The organism is Endozoicomonas sp. ALE010, from assembly GCF_049310165.1.
Lineage (GTDB): Bacteria > Pseudomonadota > Gammaproteobacteria > Pseudomonadales > Endozoicomonadaceae > Endozoicomonas.
In genome coordinates, this window is the sequence record NZ_JBLYNV010000035.1 from 21,385 (window position 1) to 37,499 (window position 16,115).

Annotated in this window: 14 protein-coding genes and 1 tRNA gene; 5 read left to right on the forward strand and 10 right to left on the reverse strand. The window is 45.6% G+C overall.

The genetic code is table 11. The annotated features are described in order from the left end of the window. The first annotated feature begins 316 nt into the window (after positions 1-316). The gene (locus ACO6UY_RS14875; RefSeq protein WP_422490432.1) at positions 317-2,215 is read left to right on the forward strand and encodes an ankyrin repeat domain-containing protein; all 1,899 of its coding nucleotides are present in this window, start codon (positions 317-319) and stop codon (positions 2,213-2,215) included. A 947-nt stretch (positions 2,216-3,162) separates the two neighbouring features. On the opposite strand, the gene ACO6UY_RS14880 is transcribed toward ACO6UY_RS14875, so the two are convergent. Further along, on the reverse strand, positions 3,163-4,299 hold the full coding sequence (locus ACO6UY_RS14880) for a hypothetical protein (RefSeq protein ID WP_422443925.1): 1,137 nt from the start codon (positions 4,297-4,299) through the stop codon (positions 3,163-3,165). Positions 4,300-4,370: 71 nt separating this feature from the next. Between ACO6UY_RS14880 and ACO6UY_RS14885 the strand changes: the two genes are divergently transcribed. The 3 genes from ACO6UY_RS14885 (at position 4,371) to ACO6UY_RS14895 (ending at position 8,258) form a co-directional block, all read left to right on the forward strand. Next, on the forward strand, positions 4,371-4,589 hold the full coding sequence (locus ACO6UY_RS14885; protein WP_422443923.1) for a hypothetical protein: 219 nt from the start codon (positions 4,371-4,373) through the stop codon (positions 4,587-4,589). Between the two features lie 473 nt (positions 4,590-5,062). Further along, positions 5,063-7,996 carry an ankyrin repeat domain-containing protein gene (locus ACO6UY_RS14890; RefSeq protein WP_422490433.1) on the forward strand — a complete coding sequence of 978 codons (2,934 nt, stop codon included), beginning with the start codon at positions 5,063-5,065 and terminating at the stop codon, positions 7,994-7,996. Between the two features lie 186 nt (positions 7,997-8,182). After that, a tRNA-Thr gene (locus ACO6UY_RS14895) sits at positions 8,183-8,258 on the forward strand. A gap of 277 nt (positions 8,259-8,535) precedes the next feature. Here the strand turns inward: ACO6UY_RS14895 and ACO6UY_RS14900 are convergent. Next, positions 8,536-8,955: a hypothetical protein gene (locus tag ACO6UY_RS14900; protein ID WP_422490435.1), complete on the reverse strand. Its 420-nt coding sequence runs from the start codon at positions 8,953-8,955 to the stop codon at positions 8,536-8,538. Positions 8,956-9,144: 189 nt separating this feature from the next. Between ACO6UY_RS14900 and ACO6UY_RS14905 the strand changes: the two genes are divergently transcribed. Then, positions 9,145-10,035, forward strand: a complete 891-nt coding sequence (locus ACO6UY_RS14905) for a hypothetical protein (protein ID WP_422490436.1) — start codon at positions 9,145-9,147, stop codon at positions 10,033-10,035. 170 nt (positions 10,036-10,205) lie between these two features. Here the strand turns inward: ACO6UY_RS14905 and ACO6UY_RS14910 are convergent, their stop codons facing one another. The 8 genes from ACO6UY_RS14910 to ACO6UY_RS14945 all read right to left on the reverse strand — a co-directional run bounded on the left by ACO6UY_RS14910 (position 10,206) and on the right by ACO6UY_RS14945 (position 15,992). Then, entirely contained in the window at positions 10,206-10,589 is a 384-nt protein-coding gene (locus tag ACO6UY_RS14910; protein WP_422490438.1) for a hypothetical protein, read from the reverse strand. Positions 10,590-10,629: 40 nt separating this feature from the next. Next, positions 10,630-11,295, reverse strand: a complete 666-nt coding sequence (locus ACO6UY_RS14915; RefSeq protein ID WP_422462545.1) for a recombinase family protein — start codon at positions 11,293-11,295, stop codon at positions 10,630-10,632. An 85-nt stretch (positions 11,296-11,380) separates the two neighbouring features. Further along, positions 11,381-11,779 (reverse strand): terminase small subunit, encoded by a 399-nt coding sequence (locus ACO6UY_RS14920; protein WP_422490440.1) that lies wholly within the window; start codon positions 11,777-11,779, stop codon positions 11,381-11,383. After that, entirely contained in the window at positions 11,776-12,156 is a 381-nt protein-coding gene (locus ACO6UY_RS14925) for a hypothetical protein (RefSeq protein WP_269676756.1), read from the reverse strand. Before ACO6UY_RS14925 ends, ACO6UY_RS14920 begins: the two co-directional genes overlap by 4 nt. 2 nt (positions 12,157-12,158) lie before the next feature. Further along, the gene (locus tag ACO6UY_RS14930; protein WP_422462549.1) at positions 12,159-13,838 is read right to left on the reverse strand and encodes a hypothetical protein; all 1,680 of its coding nucleotides are present in this window, start codon (positions 13,836-13,838) and stop codon (positions 12,159-12,161) included. Continuing rightward, a complete protein-coding gene (locus ACO6UY_RS14935; RefSeq protein WP_422490442.1) occupies positions 13,831-14,706 on the reverse strand; it encodes a toprim domain-containing protein in 876 nt (291 codons plus the stop codon). Before ACO6UY_RS14935 ends, ACO6UY_RS14930 begins: the two co-directional genes overlap by 8 nt. Positions 14,707-14,708: 2 nt before the next feature. Further along, positions 14,709-14,960: a helix-turn-helix transcriptional regulator gene (locus ACO6UY_RS14940; protein ID WP_422490444.1), complete on the reverse strand. Its 252-nt coding sequence runs from the start codon at positions 14,958-14,960 to the stop codon at positions 14,709-14,711. Positions 14,961-15,428: 468 nt separating this feature from the next. Beyond that, positions 15,429-15,992, reverse strand: coding sequence for a hypothetical protein (locus ACO6UY_RS14945; RefSeq protein WP_422490446.1), 564 nt, complete (start codon positions 15,990-15,992; stop codon positions 15,429-15,431). Positions 15,993-16,115 lie beyond the last annotated feature (123 nt).

A 16,115-nucleotide genomic window follows, 5' to 3' on the forward strand; every position in this document is an offset into this window, starting at 1 on the left:
ACCCATTAAAATTCTCTACTGTTTTGTCCTCAGTCAGTGCAGGGTTTGAGAGTTGTCTGAAATGGTCATGTACTTGAATGAATGTTTTCAGGGTGATTTGCAGAAGTCTCTCCATAACGGTTGGAGAGCAACGAATATCGTAAAAAATTTCCAGAGGTATTCAATGTACACACAGGCTTTAAACATTCTCAAACATACAAGACAACTCACCAACAGCCAATTTTCAGCAATGGCTGCCAACTCACTTCGAAATGAAGCCGGTAACAAATTGTTTTCGGGGCGGGTTGTTTTTGGGCAAGCCATACAAAGCCTGCATATGTCGGCCCGCTCTGAACGGCGTGATTTTTCTGATGATCAATACAGGCCAGGGAATGAGTGCGACCATGTTGAGATAAATATCCGGGATGATTCGCCATTTCCAGACAACGGTGATCATTACTGTGAATTTATCAACGACAAGAAGTCGGGAGCTAATAGTTACAGCCGCTTTGGAGGACCAGTTATGCGTTCAGTCACCCCTGATGATCTCAAGGCATTCAAGCCCATTGCATTACCCGTCGTGGTCTGTCACCACCTGACACTGGAGCCTAAGACGACAGAGATATTTAATGGACGTCAGGTGATTGTGTGCGAAACCCCGGGTACATGGTTAATCCGTAGCCCTGATTGCCAATGCAATACTCTCTTTCGAGGCAATGCTGACATTCAGGAACTGGATACGCTGTTAGAGAGCAGGGGTATTGATATTCGTGCGAAAAAAGTTCAGCACATAACCCAAGCTTCGGCGTATGGGCCCGATGATACCGTGTATTGGAATTCTCCACCGCGAGAAGCCGATCCCAAAATACTGGAGCACCTGCAATGGTATTTGAGTAAAGAAGGTGTTGATATCAATCAGCCCATCAATCAGGCGGGGCAAACCTTACTGCACCAGTTTTGTCGAGCGAGCTGTCTTCATTCACGCAGTGGTGGACAAAAGTACACAACGAATCCTGATACCGTGGTGGAATTGCTGTTGAGCCGTGGTGCCGAACTGGTTGCTGATCGCTTTGGTAACACGCCATTACACGTTGCCTGTCAAACTGGTGGTGCCTCCCTGGCGCTTATGGACAGGTTACTGGAAAAGGCCGGTGGCCGTCAGGAAATCCTAGACGCCGTGAACAGCAGTGGGAAGACAGCACTGTCAGAAACGTTGAGCTTAACGTCATGGGTCGGTCTTGCTGTGCTTCTGTTGCGGGCTGGAGCCAGTATCGACAACGCTGACAATCGTTACGAAAACAGTCCGCTTCATGCAATGATGGCGAGTCGGTTTCTCGACAGTGAAAAAATCAATTTGCTGACCCACCATGGGTTAGATATCAATCAACACACCAGCGAAGGAAAACTCCCTTTCAATGAACTGGTGCGGAACATTAAAACCTATTACTTCTATCGTGTTTCTGACACGCTTCTCTATTTGATAAAATCCGGGTTGCATCTGAACCGCCTTGATCATAATGGCCAGTCCCTGCTTGCCACATGTTTCAGTGTTTTTGAAGATCATGGTGAATATTTTCGCAAGCTGGAATTGTGTTCTTATGTCCTGAAAGCCGCGTATAAATACAATTTTCCGGGAAATATCGACACTCTGAAAGGCGCTATTTCAGATACGTTAATAGAAACCCGGGCAGGTGATATTGGAAAACTGTTAACCAGTGATGCGGATGTTTTTTATCTGATTGATAACACCTCTGACGTCATTGCCGACAATTTGAGTGCGCAAAATAAAATGACACTGGCAGCGTTGCTGGCAAAAGCCAGAGATATGCACAGTCCGGATATAAGTCTTTACCCTTTCGTCTACCTGCCCCGTGAACCTTTTGCCCACTCATGCAAAGATTCCTTCATAAGCCAGATGGAAGCTACCTATAACGCACCGAGAAGTGATTTTGCCAGGGTTGGGTTAGATCCAGAGTCGGATGATTCTGCCGTACGGGACAGTCATGATTGGGGCGAATCCAATTGCCATGAGACAGAGGACTCTGAAAACAACAACTCTATTCACCATTCAGACATTAGATTATATGACTGGCTGTTTGAGCATCGGTTTGAAGCATTACACCAACTGCTTTCGTGCGATAAAGGGCTTCATAAAGCTATCTGTAAACATAAACTCAGTCTTGCAGGTGAATTATCGGCTGATAATCAGGAAAAGCTCGATCAATTGCTGCTGTAAACGGGTTCGATGGGTAAATATTAACTAAAATTTAATATTTTCAGGTTATTGTATTGTTATTAATGCATGATGAAAGACCTGCTTATTTTCTGCTTGGTCAAAAGCTGGTCAACCCTGAACCGGGTCTCAGCAGTGACTGGTCGATCATTCGTGCATTATTAGTGGGTATTTATTGATGTAGATCAATTCTTTTGCTTCGGTAAATACGTAGCATGAGCTTAATCATTGAGTGTTTGCCGAAGTCGGTAACGATTGTTTCGGAGCCTGGTAATAAGAACACCAAATACTCACTCTCTGTCTAAGAATAAATACCACCCCAATAATAATAATAAAAAACGCAAACAGCTGATGGTTCAGCACTTGCAGCCTTGTCTCTGGCAAGGTTTTTTATTATGTGATACGGGTACTTGCAGTGCCCGTATTCAGGCGATGATACGCCAACGCAGGAACAGCTGCCTCAAATCAAATTAACCCGTTTTATCGACTAGTAGTTGATTACTTTTGTCAGTCATTTTGATTGGTTCCGGTTTTCGAGTGTACTTATGCACAACGTCTGAAATACCGGGTTGTTTGGTTTCAGGGCCTATATAAAAGAAGGAGCGGTTACCAGTGGCAAATGTCTTACACGGAGTATGGGAATTCCCTGACTGTAAATGATAAGTAAAAGCCTCAAAATGGAAGCCGTCAGTTGAGACAGGAGGTCAAAGCAGCCAGGAAGGTGGATGGCTGACAAATCAGGGATGTGACATGGCAGGGAGCCAGTGGACAGGATGTCCGGATTTTCAGGATGAAGGCTGGGCAGGGACTTTAGTCGGGCAGGATGCCTAACGACAAGAGTCCATAGGTAAAAAAACAGATCCGGGATGGGTCTGTTTTTGTTTGTGCCTGGTATTCTTCGACTCCGCTTCAGGGTGAGTGGAGATCAAGTTCTGAACCGGGAAATTAATTCAATACTGTTCCAGACGCATAGCCAATTCTTGCCATTGCTCCGGGGTAAGACGGGTAAGCTCATTTCTGGCCCTGGCGACAAAATCCCCGTAGGGCTTATCTCGGATTGAGGCAAGTTCCTCTGCGGCTGGTTCACCCACTTTTTTGTCATTCACCGGAGCCATGATTAACAATCCACTCATTTCAAGACAGCCATAACTCTGCTTTTCAGGCACATATTGAGGATTAACATTGGCATTTTGATTTCTGGGAAAAATGAAAGAGTGCAAAGAGTTATTATCGTCTACCCAATAGACCACGTTGTAGCCGCCAGTACCGCAGACATCGCTTTTGCTTAAGTATTTCAGAGTATTATTAAAGACTTGCGCAAATTCAGCAGGATTCTCACCCGCGATATGAATTCCTGAAAAATGTGCCGTGTTATGGGCTTGATCACCGGTCATCCAACGGATCGTGGTTTTCCCATGCTGTATTACCGGCAGGTCAGCCTCCAAAGAGAGTTGTCCGTTATACAACGCTTTTCGCAGGGGCAAATTCTCTTTCATTGCATGGATATGAAGATGCGGCTGTGAGTTTCCCCTGTAGCCACTATGGGCAAACGTATAGGCCGGTCCCATGGCTGTTGCCAAATCAAAGAGCTCTGAACTTTTAACAAATATGTTACTTTGATCAAGATGTTCTGTGGGTTTTATCAACCAGCATTCGGAACTGTAAGGCCGGAAATTGGAAATGATGGTCATGCCCTCGGTGTGGATTTTCAGTAGCCTGGAATCGTTATTGCATAATGCACAGGGCTTTCGCGGGTGACTCTGCCCTTTGTTATTTTCAAATGATCCCTGAATGGATTCATCGAATGTATAAAGCCTGTTAGGAAAGGATCTGAATTTCAGATAAGGGTTATCTTGTACCAGGCCACCCTCACACAGCAACTGATTACACAGAGCGTGCTGTGCCTGACGAGCCATTATCTGCAATACAGGGTTGATCTTACACGGGTCGTCAGGCGTTATGATCTTGACTGAATCGACTGCCTGAACATGTTTGTCGATAAATGTAAGGATTTCCTGATAAGTAGTATCTTTCAGATCGTGGTAGTTATCAGTATTTGGTATAAAAAAGTGTTGAGCAATGTTCATGCCCACCTCCTTGTTGGCTGCCTAATACCAAACCATACCGAGTAAATGAAAGGTTAAAAATAACAAAGTGGTTGGCAATACTAACGGCCTTAAATGCTTTGATGGTTCGCAAGGTCCTGCTTGACGGCACGAGAATTTCTTTAACTTTTGAGGGTATGAATGCGCTGCAGCATGCCATCGGGCAGATTTTCACTATCAATACAGCAGACCTGCTAAAATACCTTACGATGGAGCACCAAACATCAATGAAGGGCGAGCGTATTAAACAAGATGCAGTTTTGTTGTACTGATAATTGCCACAAAATAGAGGGGTATCTTTTTTTCTTTCTAGAATGAGAGCTTTTAAGTGGTTTTCTGACATAAATTCCTTAATATCTACCCTAAGAAGTGGTTAGGAATTGTCTTTTAACAAGTTCCCGATTTCCGTTCACCCTGAGTGCTGAGCTTGTCAAAGTATCGACGGGGCGTGCCAACGAACTTCGATACTTCGACAAGCTCAGCACTCAGTCCGAACGGAGTCAGGCAATGAAAATAGGTAAGTTGTTTCCAGACAACTCCTTAGTCGGCCCTAGCGTTCATCAAAAAGAAAAAACACCATTAATGTAGCAAGATCTTTAGGAGAGTTAGAGCAATGCAGCCTGCCGGGGGAATAACACCGATATTACCTAATCCCCCGGGGGGGATTGATACAACCACCAGAGTTCAAGTTGAAAAGGACAATCCCCAAACGGGTGTAGAAATTAGCATACCCTCTGCCCAGAGCATGTCATTACCGCGTGCGGAAAATCCAGCGCCACCAGAGAGTTTACACACCAAAAGAATGGTAAAACTAAACCAGGTTCACCCTATTCTTAGTCACCACTCTGCCAAATCCTGTGATAAAGAAGCATTTTTGGAATCATCTGATCAACTGACGACACATCAAATGGTGATGGATATACCAGGCCTGCCATTACTTTCAAAGGAGGCTTCATGGGATCAACACAACCATCTTTATAATTCATCCCTGGACCTGATAAACCTGATAAAACAGGGGGATACAGACAAAGTAACAGAGTGCATTACCAATAACCCCTTTTCCCTGGCCATTGAAGATGCAGAGGGTAACTCCGTCCTGCATCTGGCCGTGTTACACGGCCATGAACACCTATGCCGACTGTTGGTTGATCGAGCTCAACACCTGTGGCAGGCAACCAATGACAACGACGAACGACCTCTGCATATTGCAGCCAGAGCAAAACAAAACAATTGTTTGAACTTTTTATTGAATAACTACCCCAACTTCTTAATACTGCAAAATACACTGGTGTATCCTGACAAATCAGGACTAACACCGGTACACTTGGCGGCTCAATACGGAAATAAAGCTGGTTTAATGACCATGTTGGATTATGAAATTGGCAAGTATTTGTTGTCCAAGCCTGATTCCCCTATTTGGGTTGCGATAAAAAATGGGCACATAGAGTGCGTGGCCGTTATTCTCCACTGTTTACATAGTGGTGGTGCTTTTTATCAATCATATTGCGCTCTTCGCTATGCTGTTGAGTGTGGCCAGTTGGATTGTGTCAAATGGCTTGTACATAACTATCCAGACTCTTTCACCCCGAGAGATCCTGATTTAAAAGGCTTAAGTTCTCTGACCCAATTAGCGGTAAAACATGGCTATGATGACATTTTACAATACCTTCTTGAGCAACCGTTCTTTATCAAGCGACTGACGAAAATGGAATATGCTGCTGAATTTAGCAGTAAAGAGAATGGAGTCTGTGCAAAACTGATCAGAGATGCCCGGGAGAAAGTGAAGCAACCTTTTCGCCCGGTAAAGAATTTTGATAAAACACTATTCCAGCAAACCTGGCAGCGGGAAAAAAATAAGATTGCCAATAAAATAGAACAGCAAACCTCACGAAAATATCCACCCCCATTATTTGATCACATGGATGACAGCTTGTCCGGGAGTGCATCGTCCACCGAATATCTGTCACAGGCTAAAGCTTTAATAAGCGCATTGCCGGAAATAGGGGTTTATGTACGTTGCCCCGTCTATAAAAATAAACATGAAGAACAAGGTCGATTCTGGGCCATGGGTGATGCCACGGCATCTGTCGGACTGATTAAGGCCCTTGTTGCTTTGGGCGCAAAAACGATCCATGCACAACTGTCACCACCGGATGACAGTGACTTTATTACACGACAAAGATTTAATAGTGAGGAGCAGATAAGATATGTCAAGAAACAGCGTATAGCGTTATCCAAGCTGGCTTACTTACTGCCGGGAATAAAGATTAGACTGGGCATTCAGGAAATTTATATAGACGACACCAAAGTTATTATTTCCAGCTGTAACCTGCGTGGTGAGAATAAAATCAATGCTGCCGTTACCCTCTCCTTTTTCCAGGCCGAAGCAATGTACCGAGAATTAGGCTATGTGCAAGAGTCCCATATTAGTTTAAAACCCTATCGTTTTTACTCTGAATTTGAAGCGATGTGTCTGGATACCGATACATCAGTTACAAAGAATAATAGCGGCCAACTCCTATGGTCACTGCTTTACAACTTTTTTTTGTCCATTTTCACTTATATCAATAACGACAATAGTTCAATGCCCGACTGTAATATCCACCCTTTGCATCTACCGGTAAACTCGATTATCCCCAGTGGTGATCTGCAATCAAAGGAAACTGAAATATCGACCGAATCCCTCGATAGCCATCAACTGACATTAGTCTCTGCTATTAACCAGCTTTGTGATTTATCCACTAAAGGGAAAATACAAACCGCTGTAGTTTATGGTTTGCATCATAATGCACTGCGCCACTTTAAAAAAACGATATTAACCAATTGGCTTGGTGCTATAAAACTAAACCAGGGTCAGGTAACGGATGCTCTCCCGGTGGTGGTGACCACCACCACCAGCGCTTTCAGAGATGAAGACAGGGCAGAAAATGGCAAGAGTGTGCTAAGCGAAATCGCGAGAACCGCAGGTTTCACACTGATTGACTTTCGGGACCAGCAAGACCGGGCCTCTCTGATGGCGGCAGGCAAGGGCCAATTGCTTCTGTGTCTTATGCCCAGTGTGCCAAGGCAGAGTTTCAACAAACTGGTGCAAAGCTCCCGGTTCCCGGTGTTAAGTGAAGGTGCCAACCTGACCACGACCCTGTTGCAAAATGGCCAACCTCATCTTTCTCTCCTTCCCTACGGACAAACGCCAGTGGCCCAGGACATGGGAGTGCCGCTGGAGGCTTTAAAGGCCATGGCCTTTTCCTGCAAGTTGCAGATAGAAAAGAATGGAGCCGAGATTGAAGTCCTGAAAAAATTGTCAGACCTTGCCAGGAAAGGCGGCTACGCAGAGGCACTCTCTTATACCGACAAGATAAAGACCAAAGACGTTGAAAATGGACCTTTATGCTTTGTCTGGAATGATCCTCAACCCTCACCTTTGCAATTGCGACCAGTCACCATTATGAGCCTGTTACAGAAAGGAGCAAAACTGGGCAGTATTGAAAAAAAAGCGTTACTCGAAGCGCTAGACCCTTCCGATAAAGCCCTGGCCGATTATATCAACAGCTGCCTGGATAAGGACTCAATCACAACCCATCACTTCCGGCTGCAGCAAATGCATGTAAATAAGCCTTTTAACAATAAGGTGGTGGCAGCGCTGCTCCAGTTTGGACGCTATAAAAAACTGCTGGCCTGAGAAAATTCCATTGAAAGGATGGATTAGACATGAACCGGCGGTATTCTCAGCTGTTAACAGCTCCCGGGCTCCTCCTTCGAACGCACAGCAAAATAGTGGCTTTAGGGTTGGCGACAAAATAAAGATCAGAGTACACATGGAAGTTGACAAACACACCCGGCATAAATATTATTCACCTCGTTCCTTGCCGGTATAGCTCAGTTGGTAGAGCAACTGACTTGTAATCAGTGGGTCCCGAGTTCGACTCTTGGTGCCGGCACCATACACAGCAAAGCCCGAAGCGTTAGTAAGCACTTCGGGCTTTTTGCTATCTGAGATTTACTATAGGTATCACTATAGGTTATTAGCCTGATACCCTATAGCTCCGTTATTTATCCTTCCCCAGAGCATAATTTCTGTACCCATTACCGAACCAGCATGTCGTTGGTAGATCAATAACTTTGAGAGTTGCAAAGAAGGTGATGCGGGTAAGAAACCTATAGTGAATAGTTCGTCAATACTATAGGTTTATGTCGATTTGGTGAGCGGGATTATAAAGATCAACCGTCTACGGCTTCCATTTCAAGAATAAGTTCCCCTTCCGTTTGCTCTGGTTTATCATCCGTTTGCTCAACCTTTTCACAAATACCATCAATAGCAATACTCTCTATTTGTCGCTTATAGCGATGATACTCACCCATCCCAGCAGGTTTGAAAATCAAAGAGCATAAAATTGACAGCCCCTGACTGTCTTCAGCCATAAACTGGATGCATGGGTATTTCTGATTATCACTGTCCGCCGATGAGAAGTTTGCTAACCCGGTAATTGTCTCATTGCCAAAGAAAATTCGTTGTACGAGTTTCAGATTCAGCAAAAAATCATCAAATTCTTCTAATGCATCAGGCCCCTTGGGGTCTAGCCCATCACGATAGTACACCCCGCCATGTTGACGGATACTCAGGAAAAATTGCTCTGCCATAACTGTTCACTCAAGTTGTGTGAAGTAACCTATCAGACTAGGGCAAAAATAGGAGCTATCCAATCTCTGGAAGTTCAGGATTTTTTTGCAAGAACTGGTGGCATACAGCCATATGCTCAACATGCCATAATCTGACGCCATAGAAGCTGATTTTCTTTGCAAAGCTAATCAACCGCAAGGATGGTAAAGATGTTGTCTTTTGTTGCTGAGGTCATATCTACTCTGGCCGATTCGCTCGGTATAATGGATAGGGTAAAGAAATTCATTGGTCATTATGAGCCTGCAAGCCCTATACATCAGGTTGCTGATAGAATTTTTCAGGTTTTTGAAACTCATGGTGTCAATAGGGCAAATATCGTTGGGTTTGTTAATCCAAAGCATGGCATAACCTTTGCCGACCTGATTTCTCACGACGCTTTCATACCAAAAATAACGAATGAACTGCTTGATGAAATCTCCGAAAAATTCTCTATTAATCCTGAATGGCTGACCGGGGATATTGATGAAATATACCCAAGCCATCATTGCTATAAAAATTTACGTGTAATCATTGATCACTTGGGAGGCATCGCCGAACAAGGGATACGCTGGCCGGAAGTTCAGGTAATAATTATCAAACCCTCAAAGCCCAGTCTTGAGGAGCTTCAGAGCCACAGAAGTCTGAGCCCCTTTGCTGTAGTCATCAGGGAAGCTATTGGTGATTTAGGTGAAACTACAATTTATCGAGATCACCTCTATGATGAGCTTAACTGGGGGCATCAGCCCGCGAGACTTCATTTGCAAGGCATTTCAATGGCTGCCTGGGAGTTGGCTTCTAAGCCCTGGGGCGCAGAATTACCTGAGAATGAAATCGTAAACCTATTAGACAGACGGGTGTTTATCGCGCCGATTCTAGAAGACGTCAGTTTACATTCATGGCATCCTGATGATTATATTTTTTTGGATGGGGAATCGATGCGATCTGAAAACTCTGCCATAGCTCAAGAGGCCAGAAAATGGATGCGGCAAACTGGTGATTTAGCTTATCTGCAAGAATGGAAGAACAGGTTGAATTCTTCAGTAAGACAGATCTGTGACTAATTTATGGAAGCTTCCATGAGCAAGGCCATCCTCAGAAGCTCTACAAAAAGATAACTGATTGATAGCCAGATACCTGTCCATGAAGTTCTTAGTTTGCTGATTGCGCTTTCAGCAAAGCTCAAGCGTTTGTTTTAAAGTGCCCTCTCCTACTTTGCAACCAGGATGTCTTGTTAGCTCCCTAACCGTTTATTGGATTCTTTATAAACTGGTTTTTCAGTATGAGTATTGCTTGGTACGACATGCCAAAGGGGAGGCTCACTACTCGTAGAACCAAAGCAAGTATCTTTATAAAGCACGTTGTTCACGAGAGCTTTGGATGCACCTGTATTTCGAGCCAGTACATTGACCGGCTGATCTGGATTGGACAGAAGAAATGAGTACAGTCGTTGCTTTAAAATTTCCCTTTCCATGGCCTGAATACTCCCTGTTTTCAGTACACACAAATAAAGAATAGCGCAGCACTGTTGCTGGTAATCAGTAAATTGATCACATTCATCAAAAAACAAAATCACCAACCGCGCGAGTACCACCCCCCAACGCACAAAAGCACGCACAGGGAAGTTATGTCCAGCATACCGGGTACCTCCCCCCCCTTCATTTCTCCCTGAGCCGACCAATCAACCTGGACACCTGCCCGCTCTGCCACCGGTTCCCCCGGCTGGTAAGAATACCTGCACGATTGAGTGCATCAGCAATCAGCCGAGTTGTTTTACCCTGTTCAACCATTGGCAGGACGAGCGCTTTAAGCCGATCCGCTCGATACTGAGCCTGTTGCCGGGCTGCCTGATTGCGCTTGTGGGTTGCATCCCTCAGGCCACCCAGTTGAGTACCCCGAGCTTTAGCCTCCTTCAGTGCTGCTTTGGTTCTGGCCGAAATAAAATCACGCTCCTGCTCTGCCAGTGCGGCATAAATGTGAAGCTGGAACTTATCGGCATTGGGCATACAGGCCACTTTCAAACTTAGCCGTTTGTCGTCCAGTAACGAGGCAATAAAAGAGACTTTCCTGCTCAGCCGGTCCAGCTTGGAAACCAGCAGTGTGGCACCAGTCTTTCTAGCCATATCCATGGCTTTTACCAGCTCAGGCCGGTCATCATGAGTGCCGCTTTCGACATCCACGAAAGAGCCAAGCAACTCATAATTGCCAGGTTCATAATTCTGGAGATAAAGACTGATATCCCGATCCTGTGCCTCAAGGCCAAGGCCGGAATCCCCCTGCTTACGGGTAGAAACTCTGCGATAGACGACGTACTGCACAACCATCCTCTGACATCTTTATTTTTATTGGTATAAACAGTTATAGAGGGTTTGCTACAAATAACAACGTCCGTTGTGCATGTGGCAAGGGTTAATCGTCGCCGCCACCGAAATCCTGAATGAAGTTCACCTGTGTTATCGGCCCCTCATTCTTGCGATAATCACCATCCATCTTGTTCAGCTCGCTAATGGCTGCGGTGGCGGCCCTGGGATTACGCATCTTGAGCTGACCCTCATCATCAGCGATGACCTGGGCATTGAACTGGGCGATTCGCCAGAGGGTATCCCGCTTACTTTCTGCGGTCATAAGTGATTCCTGCTGAAGCGCATCAGTGCGCTCTGCAATGGCATTTAAAACCTCATCATTTTTCAACATTCTATTCCCCTGCGTATGGGCTGAACGTTCACTGTAACCCGCCTCCCGAGCCGCTCGGGTCGCATTACCATCCATCAGGTAAGCATTTACAAAGCGTTCCTGCTTTACGTTCACGGGTCACCTCCTGTGTTGCATTCATCCCTGAATGGGTAGTCAGGATCACTGATGATAAGATCCCGCAATGCAGTCAGGTTGCGATACTGCCCAGTGCTGAGATCCATCAGGTCCTCCGGCGTAAAGTATTTCAATACCAGTAGCTCGGGTGTGACTGCAAGGCCGTTGGAGATAAACCGCAAGGCCTCTTTCACCACGAGAATATCAAACCCATCCTGCGTAATAAGACTGACCAACTCAGGCTTGTAATACCGGAACAGGTCAGTAACCGGGGTAAGTACGGACTTGGGACCAACGGCTTTCAGAATCCCCGTAGAGTCAACCGCTAAACGGACACCCTGCAATTCCAGATAGGTCAGTAACTGCAATGGAGTCATAGTCATATGGCCAGCTCTATCTGCTCATCATCGTCAGACTTATTTTCAGCTTCGCGATGTGCACAACAGTCACCATGTGCGCTGGAAACAGGCTGATCAGGTTTCTCTGGTGTATGTTGATCAGATGGTTGTGCACCATATGCATTCACTGGAACAGTAGAGAGCGCCATCGGTGCATGTGGTGGATGTCGTGCACTTTGATCTATGGGTTTATAAATAATTTCAACGGTGCGCCCCTGACGCTGCTTGCCGGTGAAGTTCACCGTTATCCCCATGAGCTTGAGCGCACTCTGTTCCCGACGAAGCACATTGCCAAATCCTCGCGGACTCTTTGGCCATCCATGGTAATCGGACTTGAAACTGCCTAAACGATGGAATAAGTGGCTGACAATGCCACTGAATACCACGCCCTCCCCATACTGCTGGCAGAACGTCATCAGGGTATTGGCCACCGGGCTACCCTCAAGACTGCTGGAGATCAGGGCATGGCTATTGCGCTGAAAAATGGCCATAAAAGGAAGCTTACTCTCCAGGACCTGGCAGACAGCCTCACCAAGCAAGGCGAAGTCAGCCATCCGGGGTAACTCATCAATATGGACATCTGGCAAGCGCTTAAGTGCATCAGCAAGTAATTGCAGCAATGACCCCAGCAGAGAAGGTTGAGCCTTAACGAACATCCGCTTCAGGTCGGTCTCACTGGTTCGTTTTTCAGGCAGGAGAGGTGGAAGTTCAGTACTAATACAGCGATCAATCAAATCAAGCCGGGTGGCCACAGGTGTTATACCGTTGATGATTTGAGGTCGCAGGGCGCTCAGAACCGTTTCATCAGCATTAGAGTACGCCGTTCGTTTCACAAAAGCCGCACCGGTACAGAGCTGACAGAGTAAGTCCTGCTGATCATCGGTCAGATGACTGACATTATCATAGGTCAGTATCCAGTTGGCCTGGGCACTGACAAACAACGCTTCATCCTGCCTGGAAATACGACGCAGAGATGCGGTATTGGGGTCAATAAGCCCCCGCAATACCCGAGTGGTTTCACTCTTTCCACGACCATGGCCACCAAGAAGCTCCAGTACCAGCTTTTGCGTATTCTGCCTGTAACAATCGAGTATCCAGGTTAAGACCAAAAGACGATCTTCCTCAGATACATTCATCAATTGCCATAGCTCGTTGATATCACCACCGTCAACAGGCACTGGTAAGGGCTGCATCGTATCGGACCGGATAAACTTCACTGGGCTGACAGGCAAAACCTGCCAACCCGCCGAGGATATTTCTACAACACTCCAGTCATCGTTACAGAGGTCCAGATAATAGTGATCATCAGCATAAGCGGTGCGGATAAAAACAGAGTGCTTCACACCCTCAAGAGCGGCAAAGCCAGCCAACTGCTCACAGGATTCGCTGATGACATCCTTCTTCGCCACTTTCTGACAAGCCTGGTAGTGCCAATGATTTAAAGTCTTGCGAAATGCGCTGGTCTCAACTCCCCAGGTCTCTCGAATACCACGGCTATTACTGAATGAGGCATAGGCTTTCCCGGCTTCATCGGTGAATAGGTCACAGTTGGCTCTGGCCAAAGTGATTATCCGATCCAGAACTGAGGCATTGGGAGCCGCCGAAGCGGCAGACTCCATCAATGATTGAAGTGAATCCTGGCTGTCATTGTTTTTACTCATGGTCCACTCCTTTAGGAACCAGCCAGTCGTTAAAATCTGTACCCGGCTGACCCTCGCTGAACGGAGGCCAGAGTATGTTTCCATTTACCGCAAGTGCCGCTTTCATAGCCTGGGTAATGCCCGGATTTCCCGGCGTTTGGCGGTCGTTATCGGCCATCATGATAATGAAAGATCCGTAAGCCTCTTTAATGGCCTTTGCTGCATGGATCAGGTTTCCGGCGTTAAAAGCAGTAAATACCGGATTGTCGAGAACATTGAAGATTGACGCGCCGGTGGCGTACCCCTCACAGACCATCAATGTGCCTTTTGTCCCCGGATCGCCAATCAAGTGAAAACAACCGCGCACACGCCCACCTTTGGCAAACCACTTTTTGCCGTTGGGTTCGATGAACTGAACGCTCCAGATTTTCCCGCTGGCATCCCTGAGTGGTACCAGCAGGTTATCCCCAGTCTGACGAAGCCCGTAGGCCGATACCCGTTTGTCGATCAGGTATGGGTGATCCTCGTCGGCTATGGGAGAACCCTCCCAGAGGCTTTTGACATTGCGGGCAGTCACTGAGTATTGCCGCAACTGCTCAACCGCAGCCTTGGACTGAGCTTCCTGAATAGCTCGCTGTCGCTGTTGCCGTTCGTGGGCTGATAATGTTTGCAGCTCTGCATTGTGAACGACCACCTGCTGGGAAGTTTTCCATGATCCTGCAACCATGACCTCTGAGCCATGCAGTACATACCAGCCATTTTTGCTACCAACCCGGTCGCCCATGACGCAGTAGCGATGGATTTTGCCATCATTGATAAAGTTAATAGGCCTGGCAGGGGAAAGAGCGTTGTCTGCCAGGACAGTCAGGTACTTTTCCGGAAAGTTCATGATCAGCCCTCCCGCTCCTGAATGCGCTGTTCAGCCCAGGCTTCCACCTCAGACAAAATCCAGCGTGCCCCTCCGCCAGGAAGGTATACGGGGGCTGGGAACTTTTTCTCTGCCAGAAGTCGGTAGAGCGTGGCGCGACTGAGGTCAAAGTGCTCTAGGATTTTTTGTCTGCGAATCATCTGGCGGGAAGGGCGAGGTGTGCTGGTCTCCGTTAAACAGACAGGTGTATTTACGTCCCTGTGTATGACCATCATATAAACTCCAATTCGATTAATTAAGCACCTTTCATACTCATTAGAAGCAGAAGGCTAGATTCAACTTATCAAATAGGTTCTGTTGTATAAACATGAAACACCGGAGACAAAACTATTTTGCATTGGTGGAATTTGGTGACAAGAAAAAAGATTACATGGAATCATATATTTGAAGCTTTTTTTGCCTAGCTTCTTGAAATGATAATCCTAGGCTAGTCATTTTTTATACTTATACTGTCATAAAGGGTTTTAATACTTCTATTTGCAAAGATGTGAGTATATTTTTTTATTTTTACCTACTATGTTTAACTTGTAATTTTTATTTTAATTACTGTCTTCTATTTTCCCCACATGTGTATCACGTGTCTCAAATTTTGTTCCATTTGTTTTACGATTAGGAAGCATTAGTCAACGCCGGTGCGTCATAGCGAAATAAATATTTTCTGACTTAATGTTGCCAGATTATCTTCAGGAATCTTTTTTTGTTGCCTTCTGCCAAATACCATTAAAAATATTTCTATGAGCTATGACCTGCTTTGTCTCCCTTGCCGAATCCTGTTGTAAGTTGTTGATTCTGAAATCCTTCGACCAGAATATTCTTGCTAGCCTAGGCCATTTTCCGTACTCTCCCCCTTCAGTGATTGGTATTGATTTAATGAAAACCCCAAGTGAATTTTTTTTCTCAAGCCACTCAATCTTATCACCTGAGCCATGCCATATATTCGCGAATTCCTGATAAGAAATCGTCTTTGGGATATACCCATATTTTATAAGTTCTTTTCGGAGTATTCGGAGAGTGTTTCCTCTGTAACCTCTGATCGGAATCACAAGCCGGTCATCTTTTCTTTTCTTCTTCCTTGGTGGTTTTTTATCGATGATTGGTGCAGTCTTTTTGTGGAGGACTTTCTTTTTACCTTCAAAATCAATGATGGTTGTATAGTCGATATGTATTGGACTGGTTTTATTGTTACGGCTCATCCATTCTTCTAATTCTTCAAGATTAATAAACCGATTGCTCTTTTTGTTATTCATTACAGCCTGTCTCAAATGCTCTCAAACATGACAAACTGGAATCATAATAGAATAAACGTCAACGGTAAATTCCTGATCAATTCAACCAGTGCCTTATTTAAAGAATAAGGCACTGGCAGTGCA